Raw genomic sequence first — 17,727 nt, 5'->3', positions numbered from 1 at the left:
GAAGTGTGATGTGTTGGCAGTAGTGGTGATCGGCTGCTAATACCGCGATACCTGAAATGCCCCACCTACTGCTGCGGTAGTGGAGGGGGCGTTTCGTATTTCAAGATTTGTAAGCGATTATCGTGGGGTTCGTTACAGCCCGAATAGGCGGAAAGCTTTCTGGCGAAGTTGTTCGCGGTGATAATCGTTGATCAATGGAAGGTCGTAGCAGGTCACGCCTTCAATATAGATGCCCGTCACCTTCTTGTTATGGTTGTGGGCAGAGAGCGTAATGCGTTGTGCGCAATCTGGCGCTAGTCGTGGGATAAGACTGGACTCACTCACCATGTCTTCGAATCGCCCCTGAGCAAACTTGTATTGCACTCTCTGATTATCCGCGAACTGGTAGCCATCCGTGTCTGTCCATTCGAGATAACGTGCTGAGTGCCCGAGTGACCCTGCAATCACCATCATCAGAGCAGTATTGTCATCATCGGTATTCCAGGCGACAGCTTCTCTTCTGACATGTGCATTGCCCTCCGTTGATGCACTGGCGAACCCTTCACGAGAATCAGAACTGTCCTGTCCTACCAGCTTGAAGCCCTCGGGTTGATTGACCCGCTCGATGGGGTAACCCGGTGAAAGAAAAGCGTGCTGTGTCTTGTCATAACTGGGAGGTGTGGACTGCAAGGCTGCACAACCAGAGAGCAGGAAGAGGGCGGCGAGGCTGGCAAAGGACTTCATGTGACGTTCCCTGTCGTTTCCATTGACTCCGATCAACTTCAGCACTGCTGGCTCTTGAATGCTGCTATCCGAGCCTGTCAGAGGCATGATGGCCAGCGTTGCGAAGCCTAACGGAAGTGGGTTCTCGCATTATTGATATATCAACTGCGAGTATTAGATTTTTGATTGCGAATATAAAGTGCCAACATTGTGAGGTATTGGCAAGTAACACTTTTGGCACATCTGGGTGCGGCTAATGAATACGAAAAAGCCCGATACCTTACGGTGTCGGGCCAAATAATCATCGAGATAGGGTCTGGTAAGGACTCGAGCGGTGATTGCAATCTATGACGTTGTCACTTTCCAACCTGTCCCTTCAAGGGCTGGCTCTGCGTTTTCGGATCCGCCTGCTTCAACTGCACTGGTTTGCGAATGCCGAGGAAGTAGACGAAGACCACCGTCAGCACGACGAAGAACAGGCTGTCCGGTGTGGTGATGAAGGTCATCGGGTTGCCGTTGGAGAGCGTCAGCGCGCGACGCAGGAATTCTTCCAGATTGGGGCCGAGGATGAAGCCGAGCAGCAGCGTGATCACCGGATAATCATGTTTGCGCATCAGGTAGGCGACGATGCCCAGCACCAGCGTCATCATCATATGGAACACGGAGTAGGTGGCCACGAAGCTGCCGACCACGGCCAGCAGAGCGATGGCGCCATAGAGCACGTCCTTGCGGATCGTGACGATGCGCAGGAAGTACGGCCCCATCAGGTAGAGCGTGAGAGGAATCAGGTTCAGCGCGCTGAACAGCAGCGAGGCCAGCATCGGCGCGATCAGTCCGAATTGCGAGGCCATCAGCTGCGGCCCCGGCTGGATGCCGTTGATCACCATCACCCCCAGCACGATGGCCGTCACCGGGTCGCCCGGAATCCCGAAGGTCAGCATCGGCACCAGGGCGCCACCGCACACGGCATTGTTGGCGCTTTCGGCGGCGGCGATGCCTTGAGGGTTGCCCTTGCCGAAGCTCTCCGGCTTCTTCGAGGTGCGCACGGTTTCCACGTAGGCGAGAAAACCACCCATCGAGCCCCCTGCGCCAGGTAGAGTGCCGACCATGTAGCCGATCAACGTCGATTTCAGATAGCAGCCGAGGCCGATCTCGCGAATGGCGCTCAGCGGCGGTATGAAATCACGCCGCTTGAGCTGCTTGCTGGCCTTGAGTTGCTGGCGGATGGCGGCGTCCTTCTTGCGGTTGCCGACCTGGATCAACAGCTCGCTGATGGCGAAGGTGCCGATGATGACCGGCATCAGATCGATCCCGGCGGTCAGCTCACTGATGCTGAAGGTGAAGCGGGCCAGCGGCTGCATGGCGTCCAGCCCGACGGTCGCGAGCATCAGGCCCAGGCAGGCAGTGATGCTGGCCTTGCGGATGTTGCCGCGTTGGGCGACCACGATCACGATCAGCGCGAAGGCGATCAGCGCGCACTTGCCCGTCGTCTTGACCAGCAGTGAGGCCTCGGCGATGAAGGGGGCCAGCACGATCAACAGCAGCGCGCCGAGGCTGCCGCCGATCATCGAGCCGAAGGAGGCATGGCCCAGCGCCAGCGCGCCTTCGCCACGCTGCTGCATGGGATAGCCTTCCAGCGCTGTCATCATCGACGACGGCGCGCCGGGAATATTGATGGTGGTGGCCGTGATGCTGCCGCCACACATGCCAGCCATGTAGATGCTGGCACACGCCATCAGGGCGGTGGTGACATCGAGGCTATAGGTCAAAGGCAGCAGCAGGGCGAGTGCCAGCGTCGCGGTCAGACCCGGAATGGCCGAGAAGATGGTGCCGATCACGAAGCCGGCGACCACGTAGAACAGGATCACGGGGTCAAGCAGCAGCGCGAAGCTGGAAAATACCTGAGCGATGAATTCCATGGATCAGCCCCCGTTGCCCAGTCCGAGCGCTGAGAGATCCAGCGCAGGGAGATGGACGTTGAATAGTTGCTCGAAGAGCCCATAGCCCAGCGCGGAGATGGCGCAGGCGATCACTGCCTTGCTGACCCACTTGTCGCGCCCCGCGAACAGCAGCATCACGACGAAGACATAGAGTGCTGACGAAAGCAGGTAACCCAGGTGCGAGAACGCCAGGATATAGAGCGCGGTCACCAGCATCAGGCGCAGCGCTGGTGAGAACAGCGCTGCGCTTGCATCGCCGTCCGTCGTGGAAGACTCCTTGGCGTCATCCGCTGCAACGCCGCGGCTGGCACGGTGCTGGCTGACCAGCTGAGCCACGCAGAGCACCAGGGCGATGATTCCAATGAGGGCGGGGAAGAACGAGGCCGTCAGGCGGCCATTGTCCAGTGGCGGCGTCATCTGGAAAGCACTGATCAGATAGAGCGCGCTGATGGCGGTCATGGCCAGCGTCAGCGGGGTTGCACCACTGATCAACCAGTGGCGTCGGGTAGGGGAAGCGGATGAAGACATGACAGAATTCCTTGGCGGCGCCTGTCGTCAGACGCCGCGTGACGATGGAGATGAGATAGGTCAGTGATGGGCAGATGGCAGGGGCGCTAGAGAGACGCCCATGCCAGCGCATTCACAGACCGAGTTCATCCATGGCAGTGAAGGTCTTCTGTTGATAATCCTCGATCCAGGCATTGACCTCATCGGCCCCCAGCCAGCTGGGCGTGACGCCGACCCCCGTGATCCACTTCTGGAATTCTGGTGTCTCGTAGGCGCTGTGGTAGGCGCTTTCCAGGGTGCTGACCACATCCTCCGGGGTGCCCTTGGGCACGGCCAGCACGATGAAGCTGCCGGTCTCGAGATTGCCGCCCAGTTCGCTCATCGGCGGTACTTCCGGGTAGGCCGGATTCTGCTCGGAGGAGAACTCGACGAGGCCGTGGGCGTCGCCGGAATCCAGAATGCCGGAGAAGTCTCCTAGGCTCGAGATGGCGCCGTCGATCTCACCGGAGAGCAGAGCCTCGGCTTCGGCGGTGGAAGAGCCAGGATAGCTGATGACATTGAACTCGACGCCCGCTGCCGCTTCCAGGCGGCGCACCGCCAGATAGGGGCCCGAGCCTTTAGGAGCGACACCGATCCTCACGGTGCCGGGGTTTGCGCGTGCGGCCTCGATCAGTTGCTCATAATTCTCGTAACCGGACTGCTTGGAGACCACGATGGCATCCGCTTCCTTGGTAATGCGGGCGAAGGGGATCATCCGGTCCAGTGAATAGCCGGGCACCAGATTGCCGCGTGGCAGGGTGATGATGCTGTCATAGGTCATCACGCCGACGGTATGGCCGTCCGGACGCGCCTTGCTGAGCTGCATCAGGCCGGTAGCGGTGATGGCGCCACCGATGTTCTCGACGTAGATCGATTTCGGCAGGTCCTGCTCGGCAAGGTTGCTGATCTAGCGACTGATGGCGTCGGCACCACCGCCGGCCGGCCATGGCACGATCAGGCGAATGTCTCGCACGGGATAGTCGGCCTGCACGCCGCTGCTGACGAAGGGCGAGGCCGCCACCATGCCGGACAGGGCCAGCGGGGCGAGCAAGGCCAGCAGTGGACGACTGCAGCGCTTGCGGTCTGCGCGGGATTGCTGACTGGCATTAGAGCTAGCATTCACGTTGGCCTGACGGCTGTTGAGACGGCTATTCAGATGGGTCATGGCATGACTCCAGTGTTGTTATGGTTGTGGTCACTCGAGGCGCATTGAGGCAGGAGGGATGGCGGACGACAGGTCGGCGTGGTCTGTCGTCCGTGGCCGCCGTGGACAAGACGGCGGCTGGCGAGCCGGTTACTGCTTGGCGGCCATGTAGCGTTCGAATTCTGCACGTGCTTCGTCGGTTGGCGGATACAGACCGATCACCGGCGTGCCGTTGCGTACCTTTTCCAGCACGTAATCCTCGAAATCTTCCATCTGGCTAGCTTCCTCGGCGATCTCGTCGGCCAGTTCCAGCGGCACGACCATGACACCATCGGCATCGCCGACCAGCACATCGCCCGGGAAGACCGGCACGCCACCGCAACCGATCGGCACCTGCAGCTCCACTGCATGATGCTTGGTCAGGTTGGTCGGCGCGCTCGGCTTGGCGCAGAAGATCGGCAGGTTCATCTCGGCGGCCGCACCTGAATCACGAATGCCGGCATCGGAGACGAAGCCCGCGCATTGACGATACTCCAGACGCGTCAGCAGAATGCTGCCGGCGCTGGCGGCCGAGGCATCCTGGCGGCAGTCAGACACCATCACGTGACCTGCCGGGACGGTTTCCACTGCCAGGCGCTGCGGGTGCTTGGGGTCGCGGAAGGCGGCGACGGTATCGATGTCTTCCCGCGCCGGGATGTAACGCAGCGTGAAGGCCTGGCCCACCATCTGGGTGGTCCTGTTGTTCAACTGCACCACGTTCTGGATGAAGGTGTTCCGCAGACCGCGCTTGAACAGCAGGGTGTGTAGGGAGGCGGTGGAGGCGCGCATCAAACGCTCGCGGGTCACGGAGGAGAGCTCGGCGTAGCTGGGATGCTCTGTGGAGGTAATGGCAGTCATATGGCGTCCGTCGTCAGTATAGGTAAGGAGTCTCGGCTCTCGGCAACGTGCCTGGCCCAAGTGATCAGTCGACACGTGAGTCTGATGTGCTTTCGAGACTCACTATAGGGGGGAAGAGAGGACTGATCAAACAAATATTGACAACTTTTGATGAGCAATAAGTCTAGTATCGAGCGTCATGAATCGTGTCTTCAGAGCCAGATATCGACAGGGTATTGACGTCTCGACAGGAAAATCTGTCTAGCACCTCTCGTGATTTTTTGTATTGTTTTTTCTGTATATCACTGTTCTTGTTGCGACTTTTGTCAGAATTCTGCGGGTCGCCAGATGAGGGCTTCCGTTGTCTTGATCCGGCGTGATGATCCGTCTGTTTCGCGAGCCGACAGCCAGGTCCGCTTGTGTCGCGCTGCCAGCGACATAGGTCGCATGGCAGAAGCTGACACAGGTTGTCATATTTTGTTGGTAGGTGGTGCTTGCCCCCTTTGACCGTCAAGGAGATGACATGGAAGCGACATGGCGCTGGTTCGGTCCCGCGGACTCCATCACGCTCGAGGAAATCCGGCAGACAGGTGCGACAGGTATCGTCACGGCGCTGCATGAGATTCCCAATGGTGATGTCTGGCCATTGGACGCCATCCGAGAGCGCAAGGCGCAGATCGAGGCAACTGGTCTACGCTGGTCGGTGGTCGAGAGCATCCCGGTTCACGAGAGCATCAAGCAGGCCGCGGCCGGCAGTGATCGCCATATCGCCAATTACCAGCAGTCGCTGCGCCATCTGGCGGAGTGCGGTATCACCACGGTGTGCTACAACTTCATGCCGGTACTGGACTGGACGCGTACGGATCTCGCTTGGCAGCTGCCGGAGGGGGGTACCGCCCTGCGATTTGATCAGGATGCCTTCGCGGCCTTTGATCTCTATCTGCTGGAGCGCCCCGGTGCCGAGCATGAATACACCAGCGAAGAGCAGCAGGCTGCACGGCAGCATCTCGAGACGCTGGATGAGGTAGGTCGCGAGAAGTTGATCCGCACCATCATTGCAGGACTGCCCGGTGCAGAGGAGGGCTACAGCCTGGCGGAATTCCGCGCCGCACTGGCAGCCTATGACGGAATTGACGCCGCGCGCCTGCGCCAGCATCTGGCCGCCTTTCTCAAGGCCATCGTGCCGGTGGCGGAAGAGGTCGGCATCCGCCTGGCCATTCACCCCGATGATCCGCCACGGCCGATGTTCGGCTTGCCGCGCGTGGTCTCGAGAATGGTCGATGCTGATTGGCTGCTGGGTGTCGTACCCAGTCCGGCCAATGGCCTGACATTCTGTACCGGCTCCTACGGTGCCAATCCGGAGATCGATCTCAGCATCATGGCGCGCCGCTTTGCCTCCCATATCCACTTCGCTCATCTCAGAGCCACCGGGCGTGACAGCGAGGACAAGCGCTCCTTCCATGAAGCACAGCATCTCGAGGGCGATCTGGACATGGTGGAGATCATTCGTGTGCTGGTGGCAGAAGAGCGCCGCCGCCTGGCGTCTGGTGGAGCCCCCCTGCCGATGCGCCCGGATCATGGCCACCACATCCTGGACGATGCACGCCGCGAGACCCGCCCGGGGTACCCGCTGTATGGGCGCATGAAAGGGCTGGCGGAAATCCGTGGCCTCGAGATGGCGATCCAACGGTTGGCGACCTAGCGGCTGGCGATCCAGCGTTTGGTATAACGGCGTCGCGTGATGACAGATACACAAACGGCCACCTCATGGGTGGCCGTTTGTGTATCTGTATGGTGTCATGCATGCCTCACATTGTTTTGAGCTTTTTTGCTTGAGGAGCATTACGACGTGAGGCATTGATGCGGAAATGGACTTCGTGCTAAAGATGAGAGCTGGCACAAATGCTGATGGCGCTCATCTCAGAGTTTATTGGTCTTGCATGTTGGCATCGGTGATGACGAAATATTTCTTTACGTAGTTTTCGACTGACCATTCAGTTTTCAAACCTGGCTCCATGACAAAGGCGTCGCCGGTAGTGACAAAGTGGGTCTCTCCAGTGCCAAGGTTTTTCACCTGAGCTGATCCTTCTATTATGTAGCAGAACTCGATTATACCATCCATCGTTGCAAGGTGGCTGCCTGCCTGACAGTCCCAGGTTCCGAATCGTGCACCTGCTGCTGTATTGTTGCAGTATAGCCAGACGTTCTGCTGTGGATTTCCGGCTGTGGCGCACGATGAGATATCCTTTTGAAAAGGAGCGACATCGATGCTGGAAAATGGAATGAATCTGGGGATGGAATTCATATGAGTCCTCTGGGTTGAAAATAAGAATCGAAGATATCTTCAGTAGAGTGATCAATGATCTTCGAATAACGTTATCGAATAGCTATTTATAACAAGACAACGAGAATCAAAATGAGCACTCGACAGGTAAAGCAGAATTTCTCAGCTAACTTGCAGCATCTTTGTCATTTTTATTCCTCTGCGTCCGAGGTCTGCAGAAAGATCGGAATCAATCGGCAACAGTTCAATCGCTATCTGCATGGTGAATGCTTGCCCTCTTTTTCCAACATGAAGAAAATATGTGACTTCTTTGGTGTGGAAAGTGAAGAGATCACTATCGATAATCATGACTTTTGCAAGAAGATATCTCCTGTCAAGGCAGATGATTCCGAAGATGCGACTGCAAAACTTGTAAAACGCCTGCATCCCGTCATCACCAACCATGGTGAATCATTGCAGAGATTTGTAGGGTATTATTACCGATACTTCATCTCGCATGGCTACCCGGGGCATATCTATCGGTCGTTCAATCATATTTACCAAGAAGATGGAGTCACGTATCTCAAGCACATAGAGCGCGTGCGCAAGACGGATGTTTCACTCGGCGGTGGCTCTTCTGTCAAATACGATGGAGTCGTCATTATGATGGCCAATAGAATTTTCATTGTAGAGACAGAACCCTTTCTGAATGCGACAGTGTCAGAAACCATTTTGGCGCCCAATAATCGACCTTCTGAACATTATATACCTGGTCTACAATTATACGCTTCTGCATGTAGTAACCATTATCCCGTGGCTGCGCGGGTGATCTTTGAGTTTCTCGGCAAGAATATCAATGTCAGGGAAGCAATGCGTAAATGTCGCCTGGTACATCATGAGGAGGATGATATTCCTCTCTCCATTCGTGAAGCGATCAAGAATACAATATCACCATCGGATATGCTGTTGCATCCAGCAAAATTATAGACCTCATGGTGCACTTTCTATCTTCCTTCGTGTATTCATGAAGAGCACAGTAGGGAGGGCTGATGGTTCAAGCCCTCCCTTTCTGATCTATTCCCGAATTGGTTCACGCCCTAGCGTGGTCAATGCTTTATTAATATTGTCAAGCCCGATGGTTTCATAGTAATTTGGCCAGACATTCTTGACTACCTTTTCTCTCCATTCTGATTCATCAAGAGATGTGATCTTCATGCCATGTGTCTTCAATGACTCAATAGCGGATTCCTCTTCGCGCTGAAGGAACTTGAAGCTCTCTTCTGTTGCGAGTTTCCCTGCTTTGAGAATGGCAGATTGGACCTCTTTGGGCTGAGATTGGAAAATCGACTCAGACATGATCAAAGGTTCCAGAAGGAAGTTGTAGTGCAGCCGAGATAAATAATTCTGCACTTCGTAAAACTTGGATTTTTCAATGTCAATAACCGAGAGATCTTGTCCATCCACTACTTTTTGTTGCAGAGCAGTAAAGACTTCAGACCATGCCATGGGAGTTGGGTTGATCCCCCAGGCACGGTAAGTATCGATCATGATTTCATTCTTGGGAACACGAATAACCAATCCCTGGAGGTCATCAAGTGTCTTGATTTCTCGTTTTGAGTTGGTCAGATACCGGAAGCCAGATAGACTCCATCCGACGATTCTAACGCCTGCATCACGCACTGTATTGTCAACGACAGACTGAGTTGCATCACTCTTCAGGACTTTCATGACATCATCTTCATTGTTGAAGATGTAAGGAAGCGTGAATAGTCCAGAGGTCGGGGAAAAGGGAGTGATATTGTTGATTGCGACAACAGAGAAGTCGAGCAACCCCATCGCGGCGTCATTCACGGTACTTTGTTCTGTTCCAAGTTGACTATTGACGAAGAGATCAGTCGAGTACTTCCCATTCGTGAGTGATTCAAGCTCTTCTGAGAACTGGGATGCCATGAAATACTGAGAACCGCTTTCTGGTCCACCCAATGCGATCTTGAATGTTTCATCAGCTTGTACGCAAGAGAATGCTGAGGGGATCATCAATACAGCTGTCACTATTGATGCGATTTTCTTGAGTTTCATTGTTTCACCTTTTGTAATTATATTGGTTCGAGAATCAATTTTCCTGAAGGGTGCTACGATGGCGAGATTGCCAATATGTCACTTGTGTCTCCATATAGTCGTACAAACCGTGTTTACCATCTGTTCCTCCTATCCCTGATTGCCGGCGCCCTGCATGATATCCTTGCATGGTCTCGATGTTCTCACGATTGACATATACCTCACCAAACGCAAGATTCTCACATGCATATCCTATTTCATTGATGTCATCAGAGTAGACTGAAGAGGACAAGCCATATCTTGAGTCATTGGCCAGGTGAACTGCTTGCAATATATCATCCACGATCATGACAGGAAGTACTGGTCCGAATATCTCTTCTTGCATGATTGCCATGGAATTATCTTCTACGACTAGCAGAGTTGGTTGGTAATGAGCGCCATTCGTCTTCACTGAACGTGATCCACCACATAGCAGTTGTGCGCCATCTGCGATGGAGTCATTTACCATTTTCTCTATCTTTTCGAGCGCATTGAAGTTGATCAACGGCCCCATCTCTACCATCTGATCTTCGATGGAATCGCCAAAGGTCGTCTCTTTGAAGGCCTGGGTCAATTTACCCAGAAACTCATCTGCAATGGCTCGTTCTACATATACTCGTTCTACGCAGATACAAGTCTGGCCTGAATTTATGATTTTGGAATCTTTTATGGCTTGCACTGCAAGATCGATATCTGCTTTTCTTGAAACAATGGCGGGAGCTTTTCCTCCTAGCTCAAGGTTGACCTTTGTTATGTTCTGAGAACATGAGGCCATGATCTTCTTGCCTGTTTCAACACTACCTGTAAAACTGATCATGCCGACTTCAGGTTGCTTGCAAAGGTGGTCGCCTGCAAGGCCATCGCCATAGATAATATTGCAGACACCCGGAGGAATTCCGATCTTGTGCAATATATGTGCAAATATATCGCAACAGTCAGGTGTTTCTTCACTTGGCTTTATGATTAGGGTATTGCCCGTAAGAAGAGCAGGGGCAAATTTACGCACTATCATGAAGAAGGGGAAGTTCCAGGGCAGAATGGCACCTACGACCCCGATCGGCTTTCTGCTAAGGTAAAGTGTTTCACCTTCTCTGTCGCTTTCCAGAACTTCACCTTCGATGCGTCGTGCCCACCCAGCAACGTAAAGCAAGTATTGTGCAGCACCTGCGACTTCAGCATTAGCCTGGGGAAGTGTCTTACCTTGTTCCTTGACAAGCTGGAGAGCGATAACTTCCTGTTGACGCATCACTTCTTCAGCTATGAGGAGGAGGTATTCAGCACGCTTTGTCGTTTTCAGGCGAGCCCACTCAGGTTGTGCATCCTGAGCTGCCATGATGGCCATTCTGACATCATGCTCGTTGCTATTGTGAAAGACACTGATGATGTCTTGTGTGTTGGGGTCAATATTCTTCAGTGAATTTTTTTCGCGGTAGTCAGTGAAGCTTGAATTGATATAGTTGTGTATTTTTCTCATGTCATGATCCCTTTAGGCAACGCCAGATATCTTGATATCCCAACGGTCACGTGTTTCTAGGTAGGGTATTACTAGCCCGATGGCGAGTGACTTCGCATCGGAGAAGCGGTACCGCGGAAGATCAGTTGTGGGAATGTCCAAATCTTTTGAGGCTTTCCCCAGCACTCTTTGTGCCATGACTCTACCCATCGTACTGCCCATTGCGACGCCACGACCATTGAATCCAAGTCCTGCAAGAATTCCTGGGGCCGGCTCATGAAGGTGAGGCAGCAGGTCGGGAGTAAAGGCAACACGCCCTCCCCAGAAGTATTCAATATCATTTTCTGAAATACTGGGGTAGACAGTCTTGAATGCAGTAATCAATCGTCGCTTGTCGGAAGCTAGAGAGCACTCCGGAGTCCTCCCGAGACTGCCGAGAAGGATACGGTTGCGATTGTCTCGTCGTGAGTAGTAAATGACACGTCGCGTATCAGCGATCGTATGGCCTTCGGGCAATATCTTCTTGTATTGTTCATTTGAAAGTGGTTTGGTTGCTGCTTGCAAGCTGACAAGGGGAATGAATGTCTTGTTCAATCCTGCTAGTACATTATCCGTATAGCCATTGGTGCAGAAGAGTACCCAATCACTGAGAACGCTGCCATCATGGAAGTTGACACGCCATTTATTTCCTTCAGGCACGACGCTTGTGACTCGTGTGTTTCCATGAATTTTGCCACCCATGGAAGATATTTTCTTGGCCATGCTACGGCAATAGGATAGCGGATGAATACAGCCAGCCGACTTTGTCAAAGTTCCAATCCGATAGGAGTTGGAACCTGATAGGCGAAGGAGCTCTTCTGTATCAATCATCTCGATATCCAGGCCTTCACGTGCCCACCCCTGCTGCATGGAGTGTAGGCTTTTCTCTGCCTTTCGGCAGTGCGCTGCTCTTATCCCGGCTTATTCATGAGGCCGACCTGAAAACGAAGATGGCGAGTGGTTTTCTCTTGTAGAATCAGGATGTTCCTGCCAGAACACGATTCAAGAGGACCACTCGCCATGGGTGAAACCCTAACGACCTGGACGCCCTCATGCAACGGCTCTGTCCGTGTCGAGCTGAGCGGCCACCGCACCACCAGCGACAGCGGCGCATTGTTGCTGCGCGAAGCCCTCGACAGCAGTGGCGTGATCGAGGCGCTCGAAGATAACCTGGTCGATCCGCGCCATCCGCTGCGTATTCGCCACTCGCTGGCCAGCCAGATACGCACCTTGGTGCTGCAGCGGGCGATGGGGTGGATCGATCTCAGCGATACCGACACGCTGCGCCGTGATCCGCTCTGGCAGCTGGCCTGCAGTGATGCGCGCGGCATGACGCCACTGGTCCAGGATAGGCCGTCCCAAGCCACGCTGTCGCGGCTGCTGACCTGCCTTGGACACAACGACAACATCGATGCCGTGCATGAAGGTCTGCTGCGGCTGGTGGCCTGGCGCCTGACCTCGCTGAAGAACGGCGAGCGTCCCAAGCAGCTGACGCTAGACATCGACGGCCTGCCGATTGAGGTCCATGGGCACCAGGGCGGTTCCGCTTATCATGGCCTTTACGGTACGCGGATCTATTCGCCGCTGGTCGCCTCGTTGGCCGAAACTGGCGACATGGTCGGCGGCCTGCTGCGCGAGGGCAACGCCGGCCCCGCCGAGAACGCTGATACGTGGATCCCGCACCTGGTGAAGCGGCTTAACGAGAGCACCGGCGCCCAGGTTCGGGTGCGTATCGACGCTGGCTTCACCGACAACGACACGCTGGAGGCGCTGGAGAAGCGCAGCATCGAGTACCTGGGCCGGCTGCGCAGCCACAAGGGCTTGCAGGCGCTGGCAGCGCCCTACCTGAAGCGGCCACGCGGCCGGCCACCTGAGCAGCCTCGGGAGTGGTGCCACGACCTTGAATACCAGGCCGGTACCTGGCCAACGCCACGACGCGTGGTGCTGGTGGTTCAGGAACGCCCCGATGACCTGCTGCTGCATGCCTTCTTCCTGGTCACCAACCTCGGCAAGTTCGACTGGCCGCCCGAGAAGATCCTGGCACTCTATCGCAAGCGCGGCAGCGCCGAAGCGCACATGGGCGAGGTGAAGTCGGCGCTCGACGTGCATCTCTCGTCGACCGATCGCGGTGCCTCCACCGTCCAGGACGTGATGGCCCGCAATGAGGTGAGCCTGTTGCTGAGTCTCTACGCCTATCAGGTTCTGCATGGCCTTCGCTGCTTGCTGGGGCGCCAGACCCGGCAGGGTTGGAGCCTGAGCCGGATGCGTGAACAGGTGCTCAAGGTGGCGGCGACGCTCTCGCTGCACGCTCGGCGCATCACCGTTCACCTCGGCGATGCGGCTGATAAATGGTGGCCTGCCTTGCTGAAGGGGCTGCCGAAGCTGACCGCGCTCAGCTGACGTTCGGCGCAACCACCATAGCTTCAAGAATCGAGCGATCGCAGCGACGGTCGACGATGACGGCTGCTTTAACGGCGTGATTAATTCCTGAACGTTATATAGATACGACAGAAGAGCAGCATTTGGGCATGATTCAGCGGGCCGTTACGGCGTAGATAGCGCCCCTGGTGCGAGAACCCAACGGCCAGCCACTTCAAGCCGCCCGATCAGGGCACTCGTGAATAAGGCGGGCTTATCCATCCTTTTTGAACAGGCTCACAGTCAAGGTTATTGCTCTTGATGACTGAAAAGAGTTCGTCAGCGGAGTTGATATAGGCCTGTGACAAGCGTGTGCCGAAGACATCACCGAGCTTGCTTCTCATCTGATCGGGTGTTTCGTGTGCCATTGGATTGACTTGGCCGCCCGTTCTTCCTGATGCTCCAAAGCCGGGCTCCTGGCTGTCCAGAATCATGACATTAGTGCCTTGGCTGACAAGTTCAAACCCGGCTCGTAGCCCCGTGAAGCCGGCACCGATAATGGTGACATCCGCTTGATGATGATCATGCAGCGCAGGATATTCCGTTCTTTCGATTGCTGTCTGGCTCCATAGAGAGATGCCAAGCTTCGAAGAGTTCGTCATGAATTTTTCCTGTTGTTGATATTATGTTTCGAGCATATCAACACGTTCTTGCCGTCTGCCATTCACCTCTTTACGCTGTTTTAAGCAGTTGAGCTGAATATGTTTCGCGCATCAATATCTTCAGGAAGTGATGGGGCATTATCCAACAATATTCGTCGAGGGCATTATCCTGATGTCATCATGTTGATGAAGGCTGGAAGGAGATGGTTGGCTGTGATGCGGCAGACACTGATCCTGTTTGAATACAAACGGCCACCCATGGGTGGCCGTTGTCGTTACCGCAGATAGGCGCGCCAAGCCGCGCATGGCTCAATTTTCATTCCTCGACGATGTCGAAGGCCCCATTGGTGCGCACGTAGAGCAGGGTCTCGCCGTCGGCACCGGTGGTGATGTCATGGGTGATCTCGCCCTGAGAGCCGAAGTAGCTGCCGGTCGCCAGGCGCTGGCTGTCGTCCTTGCCTTCAGTCTCGTGGGTCAGGTCGCCCTTGATGACCACGGCGCGGAATTCGTCGGCGTGGCTTGTGATCTCGCCGGAGAAGTCTGCCGGCAGTTTGACCAGGCGGCCGCTCAGCTGGCCGACGTCCGGGTTGCCCCACAGGAAGGCGGTATTCGGGCCTTGCTCGGCGTCGTCGCTGCCCGGCAGGTTGATCCAGCGGATGTCGTTGGCATCCAGCCACACCATGTTGTTCTCTGCGACATTCAGCGGCTCTTCGTCATTGTGGAAGGCCTCGGATTCCGGCTGTACTAGATAGGGCCCTTCATTGATCTCGATGTAGGCCATGTTGACCTTGTCTCTGGCCGCGGTGATGTGGGATTCCCCTGCCGGCTGGATCCAGAACGAGCCTGCGGGCAGCCACTGTTCATCGGCGTTCTTGTCATCGTTGTGGACCTCGCCCTAGATGACCACGCCACGGTAGGTGATGTTGTGGATGTGGGGCGGTGAGGAGAAACCTTCGTTGAACTTCACCAGGAAACCCGAAGCGCCATCCTTGGTGCGGTCGCCCCACAGGTCGCCGGCGGCCGGGCTCTGGTCCCCGCGCAGCGGGTTCAGGTAGCCCCAGTCGATGTCGGACTGCTGCACGACTTCACTGGTCGGTGTGAGCGTGGAGTGGTCATCGGCGTGGGCGGTCATGCTGGCGAAGGCGACCGAAAGGCCGAGCAGAGCAAGGGAGACGGGACGTTTCATGGTGGCTGCTGTCTGATCATGGAAAGTAAGGGAAATCGCCGATGCGCTGGCGATCGACGCCGTGAATCCTGGAACGGGCAGGCGGCGGGATATAGCGGCAGATGGAGAAAAGACTTTCAATCAAAGCTTGATAATCAGTCGTTCATCCTGGGCGTGTTATCGGCGTCAGGCCCCGAGGCGATGCCATGGCATGCGGCGTGGCGCCCACCTTGAGGTGAGGAGAGTTTCTCGATATTCCGAGACGTCAGGGGATTTTTGGCACTTGTTCGCGCATTCCCTCCAGTCCGGCCAGGTGGGTCGAAATGGCCAGGAACCAGGTGCGAGCGGAAAGTAGAGGGGTTGCGAGGCAACAGATTGGCAGCTCCGGACATTCCTCAAACAGTTTTCGGAATGTCCGGATTATGTGCCAGGTCAGACGAAATCGGGAGCGATCAGGCGCGGGATCGCCAGCACGAATTCCGGGAACAGGATCATCAGCACGATCACGGCCAGCATCACACCCAGGTACAGCATGGTGGTCGCCATGGCTTTGAGCAGGGGAATGCCGCCGATCTTGGCGGAAATCATCAGACACAGGCCGTAGGGCGGCGTGATCAGGCCCAGGCCCAACGCCATGACGCCGATGACACCGAACTGCACGGGGTGCACGCCTGCCGCCATCGCCAGCGGATAGAAGATGGGGGCCATGATTGCCATGGCGGGCAGGGCATCAATGAAGGTGCCGATCACCAGCAGCACGATGGTCATCACGATGAGCAGCACGGTCGGGTCCGTGATGCTGACGCCCGCCATCAGCTTCGGCGGAATCTGATAGAAGCTGATGAGATAGCCGAAGATGGCCGCGCCCACCAGACTGAACAGCGACAGCGAGCACAGCCTGACGGTATCGGTGGAGGCATTGAGCAGCTTGGTGAGATCCAGCTCGCGATAGATCACGAAGCCCAGCACCAGCGCGTAGACCACCGCGATCACGGCAGCCTCGGTGGGCGTCACGATGCCCAAGGTGATGCCGCCGATGATCACGATCGGAATCCCCGAAGCCAGCAGGCCATCCTTGCCGGAGCTTGCCAGTTCCTTGAAGGAGGCACGCTTGCGCACCGGCACGTTGTAGCGACGCACGTAGCGGGTATTGAGCAGTAGCTGGGCCACGCCGATCATCACGCCGGGCAGAATGCCACCGAGAAACAGGCCGGCGATCGAGGTGTTGGTCAGCGCACCCCAGACGATCATGTTGATCGACGGCGGGATGATGGTGCCCATCACGGAGGACGCAGCGGTGACCGCGACGGCGAAGCTGACCGGATAGCCTTCGCGCTTCATGGCCGGAATCAGTACCGTCCCCACGCCGGCACTGTCAGCGGTGGAGGACCCGGAGACCCCGGCGAACAGCATGCTGACCAGCACATTGACGTGAGCCAGTGCACCACGGAAGTGGCCGACCAGGCGCATGCACAGCGTGATCAGGCGGTCGGTGATCCTCGCGGCATTCATCAGGTTGCCGGCGAGCAGAAACAGCGGCACGGCCAGCAGCACGAAGGAATCCATGCCGTTGTACATGCGCTGGAACATGATCCAGTAGGTCAGACGCGGGTCGAGCAGAATCAGCGTGGTCGCCGTCAGCACCAGTGCCATGGCGATGGGAATGCCGATCACGATCAATACGCCCAGCACGCCGAACAGCAGCCAGGGCATCAGGTAGAGCCAGTCCATTGGCATCATGGCAGTGTTCTCCGGTCAGTCACGTCATGCGCATGGCCGGCGATGGCGGGAGACAGAACGTCCTGTGTCTCCTCCGGCGTCGCCAGTTCTTCCGCCTCGTTGGGCGTATTGAGTGCCGCCTCCATGGCGGTCATGCCGTACAACCAGGCATGCAAGAGTCGCTGCAGGCTGAACAGCACGATGAAGACGCCACTGACGGTGAACACCGAATAGACGTAGATCATCGACAGCCCCGAGGCCATGGCACTGCGGCGCAGGCCCGACAGCGCGAAGTCCTTGCCGTGGACGATGAACAACACCCCCAGCAGCAGGCAGGCGAGATCACGGATCCAGCGCGTGACGAGGTCGGCACGACTGCCACGAGGGAAGGCTTCGAGCACGAAGTGATCGGCATGCAGTACCCCGACCGCGGTGCCCAGCATCACCATCCACTGGAAGGCGAAGCGGCTGAATTCCTCGGTCCAGAACAGGCGCGGCAGGAAGGCCAGATTGCGACTGGCGATCTGATAGATGATGAAGACGATGAAGCTTGCCAGCAGCACCAGCAAGACGAGATAGAGCAGACGTTCGAGCGCCCGGTTGAGACGCGAGAGCCCTGTGAGCACAGAAGGCATGGCACTGTCCTCTCAAGAAGAGTGCGAGGGAAGGAGAGCGACGGCACGAGAGTGATGACACGCGAGGTGACGTGCGCCAGGGGCTGAGGAAGGTGGCGGGGCGCCTATCCTGAGGCCAGAAATGGCTG

16 protein-coding genes and 1 pseudogene are annotated in these 17,727 nt (G+C 56.3%); 3 read left to right on the top strand and 14 right to left on the bottom strand.

Features of this window, described 5'->3' with window-relative positions; genetic code table 11:
- Positions 1 to 132: 132 nt before the first annotated feature.
- From LCW13_RS10460 to LCW13_RS10435, 6 genes are all read right to left on the bottom strand, one after another.
- Positions 133 to 723: a YdgH/BhsA/McbA family protein gene (locus LCW13_RS10460; protein WP_225346807.1), complete on the bottom strand. Its 591-nt coding sequence runs from the start codon at positions 721 to 723 to the stop codon at positions 133 to 135.
- 335 nt (positions 724 to 1,058) lie between these two features.
- Complete coding sequence (locus LCW13_RS10455; protein ID WP_225346806.1) at positions 1,059 to 2,621, bottom strand: tripartite tricarboxylate transporter permease; 1,563 nt, start codon at positions 2,619 to 2,621, stop codon at positions 1,059 to 1,061.
- A gap of 3 nt (positions 2,622 to 2,624) precedes the next feature.
- Positions 2,625 to 3,170, bottom strand: a complete 546-nt coding sequence (locus LCW13_RS10450) for a tripartite tricarboxylate transporter TctB family protein (protein WP_225346805.1) — start codon at positions 3,168 to 3,170, stop codon at positions 2,625 to 2,627.
- Positions 3,171 to 3,282: 112 nt separating this feature from the next.
- Positions 3,283 to 4,071 carry a Bug family tripartite tricarboxylate transporter substrate binding protein gene (locus LCW13_RS10445; RefSeq protein ID WP_225348146.1) on the bottom strand — a complete coding sequence of 263 codons (789 nt, stop codon included), beginning with the start codon at positions 4,069 to 4,071 and terminating at the stop codon, positions 3,283 to 3,285.
- Positions 4,072 to 4,095: 24 nt separating this feature from the next.
- Positions 4,096 to 4,353 (bottom strand): hypothetical protein, encoded by a 258-nt coding sequence (locus LCW13_RS10440; protein WP_225346804.1) that lies wholly within the window; start codon positions 4,351 to 4,353, stop codon positions 4,096 to 4,098.
- Positions 4,354 to 4,482: 129 nt separating this feature from the next.
- Complete coding sequence (locus tag LCW13_RS10435) at positions 4,483 to 5,229, bottom strand: ribonuclease activity regulator RraA (RefSeq protein ID WP_225346803.1); 747 nt, start codon at positions 5,227 to 5,229, stop codon at positions 4,483 to 4,485.
- A gap of 502 nt (positions 5,230 to 5,731) precedes the next feature.
- Between LCW13_RS10435 and uxuA the strand changes: the two genes are divergently transcribed.
- Complete coding sequence (gene uxuA / locus LCW13_RS10430) at positions 5,732 to 6,910, top strand: mannonate dehydratase (RefSeq protein ID WP_225346802.1); 1,179 nt, start codon at positions 5,732 to 5,734, stop codon at positions 6,908 to 6,910.
- Positions 6,911 to 7,135: 225 nt separating this feature from the next.
- On the opposite strand, the gene LCW13_RS10425 is transcribed toward uxuA, so the two are convergent.
- Positions 7,136 to 7,513, bottom strand: coding sequence for a cupin domain-containing protein (locus tag LCW13_RS10425; protein WP_225346801.1), 378 nt, complete (start codon positions 7,511 to 7,513; stop codon positions 7,136 to 7,138).
- A gap of 111 nt (positions 7,514 to 7,624) precedes the next feature.
- On the opposite strand from LCW13_RS10425, the gene LCW13_RS10420 reads away from it, so the two are divergent.
- Positions 7,625 to 8,458: a helix-turn-helix domain-containing protein gene (locus tag LCW13_RS10420; RefSeq protein WP_216060850.1), complete on the top strand. Its 834-nt coding sequence runs from the start codon at positions 7,625 to 7,627 to the stop codon at positions 8,456 to 8,458.
- An 87-nt stretch (positions 8,459 to 8,545) separates the two neighbouring features.
- Here the strand turns inward: LCW13_RS10420 and LCW13_RS10415 are convergent, their stop codons facing one another.
- The 3 genes from LCW13_RS10415 to LCW13_RS10405 are packed head-to-tail and all read right to left on the bottom strand — an operon-like array spanning position 8,546 to position 11,975.
- Positions 8,546 to 9,550 carry a TRAP transporter substrate-binding protein gene (locus tag LCW13_RS10415; protein ID WP_225346800.1) on the bottom strand — a complete coding sequence of 335 codons (1,005 nt, stop codon included), beginning with the start codon at positions 9,548 to 9,550 and terminating at the stop codon, positions 8,546 to 8,548.
- A 34-nt stretch (positions 9,551 to 9,584) separates the two neighbouring features.
- Positions 9,585 to 11,042 (bottom strand): aldehyde dehydrogenase, encoded by a 1,458-nt coding sequence (aldA, locus tag LCW13_RS10410; RefSeq protein ID WP_225346799.1) that lies wholly within the window; start codon positions 11,040 to 11,042, stop codon positions 9,585 to 9,587.
- 12 nt (positions 11,043 to 11,054) lie between these two features.
- Entirely contained in the window at positions 11,055 to 11,975 is a 921-nt protein-coding gene (locus LCW13_RS10405; RefSeq protein ID WP_404813688.1) for an NAD(P)/FAD-dependent oxidoreductase, read from the bottom strand.
- Between the two features lie 66 nt (positions 11,976 to 12,041).
- Between LCW13_RS10405 and LCW13_RS10400 the strand changes: the two genes are divergently transcribed.
- Entirely contained in the window at positions 12,042 to 13,460 is a 1,419-nt protein-coding gene (locus LCW13_RS10400) for an IS1380 family transposase (RefSeq protein WP_088743481.1), read from the top strand.
- Between the two features lie 206 nt (positions 13,461 to 13,666).
- On the opposite strand, the gene LCW13_RS10395 is transcribed toward LCW13_RS10400, so the two are convergent.
- The 4 genes and pseudogenes from LCW13_RS10395 to LCW13_RS10380 all read right to left on the bottom strand — a co-directional run bounded on the left by LCW13_RS10395 (position 13,667) and on the right by LCW13_RS10380 (position 17,599).
- Positions 13,667 to 14,080, bottom strand: coding sequence for an FAD-dependent oxidoreductase (locus tag LCW13_RS10395; RefSeq protein ID WP_225346797.1), 414 nt, complete (start codon positions 14,078 to 14,080; stop codon positions 13,667 to 13,669).
- A 316-nt stretch (positions 14,081 to 14,396) separates the two neighbouring features.
- A pseudogene (locus tag LCW13_RS10390) lies at positions 14,397 to 15,212 on the bottom strand (DUF4437 domain-containing protein).
- A 465-nt stretch (positions 15,213 to 15,677) separates the two neighbouring features.
- Positions 15,678 to 16,985 (bottom strand): TRAP transporter large permease, encoded by a 1,308-nt coding sequence (locus LCW13_RS10385; RefSeq protein WP_225346796.1) that lies wholly within the window; start codon positions 16,983 to 16,985, stop codon positions 15,678 to 15,680.
- On the bottom strand, positions 16,982 to 17,599 hold the full coding sequence (locus LCW13_RS10380) for a TRAP transporter small permease (protein WP_225346795.1): 618 nt from the start codon (positions 17,597 to 17,599) through the stop codon (positions 16,982 to 16,984). Before LCW13_RS10380 ends, LCW13_RS10385 begins: the two co-directional genes overlap by 4 nt.
- Positions 17,600 to 17,727: the final 128 nt, after the last annotated feature.

It is taken from the genome of Cobetia amphilecti, from assembly GCF_020217465.1.
Lineage (GTDB): Bacteria > Pseudomonadota > Gammaproteobacteria > Pseudomonadales > Halomonadaceae > Cobetia > Cobetia amphilecti.
The sequence above is the reverse complement of the archived record's forward strand: the minus strand, read 5'-3'. Positions and strand labels throughout refer to the sequence as shown.

Bases quoted from the DNA above. Each gene is read 5' to 3' on its own strand.
- LCW13_RS10460 (WP_225346807.1), bottom strand. From the start codon at position 723: ATGAAGTCCTTTGCCAGCCTCGCCGCCCTCTTCCTGCTCTCTGGTTGT.
- LCW13_RS10455 (WP_225346806.1), bottom strand. From the start codon at position 2,621: ATGGAATTCATCGCTCAGGTATTTTCCAGCTTCGCGCTGCTGCTTGAC.
- LCW13_RS10450 (WP_225346805.1), bottom strand. From the start codon at position 3,170: ATGTCTTCATCCGCTTCCCCTACCCGACGCCACTGGTTGATCAGTGGT.
- LCW13_RS10440 (WP_225346804.1), bottom strand. From the start codon at position 4,353: ATGACCCATCTGAATAGCCGTCTCAACAGCCGTCAGGCCAACGTGAAT.
- LCW13_RS10435 (WP_225346803.1), bottom strand. From the start codon at position 5,229: ATGACTGCCATTACCTCCACAGAGCATCCCAGCTACGCCGAGCTCTCC.
- uxuA (WP_225346802.1), top strand. From the start codon at position 5,732: ATGGAAGCGACATGGCGCTGGTTCGGTCCCGCGGACTCCATCACGCTC.
- LCW13_RS10425 (WP_225346801.1), bottom strand. From the start codon at position 7,513: ATGAATTCCATCCCCAGATTCATTCCATTTTCCAGCATCGATGTCGCT.
- LCW13_RS10420 (WP_216060850.1), top strand. From the start codon at position 7,625: ATGAGCACTCGACAGGTAAAGCAGAATTTCTCAGCTAACTTGCAGCAT.
- LCW13_RS10415 (WP_225346800.1), bottom strand. From the start codon at position 9,550: ATGAAACTCAAGAAAATCGCATCAATAGTGACAGCTGTATTGATGATC.
- aldA (WP_225346799.1), bottom strand. From the start codon at position 11,042: ATGAGAAAAATACACAACTATATCAATTCAAGCTTCACTGACTACCGC.
- LCW13_RS10400 (WP_088743481.1), top strand. From the start codon at position 12,042: ATGTTCCTGCCAGAACACGATTCAAGAGGACCACTCGCCATGGGTGAA.
- LCW13_RS10395 (WP_225346797.1), bottom strand. From the start codon at position 14,080: ATGACGAACTCTTCGAAGCTTGGCATCTCTCTATGGAGCCAGACAGCA.
- LCW13_RS10385 (WP_225346796.1), bottom strand. From the start codon at position 16,985: ATGATGCCAATGGACTGGCTCTACCTGATGCCCTGGCTGCTGTTCGGC.
- LCW13_RS10380 (WP_225346795.1), bottom strand. From the start codon at position 17,599: ATGCCTTCTGTGCTCACAGGGCTCTCGCGTCTCAACCGGGCGCTCGAA.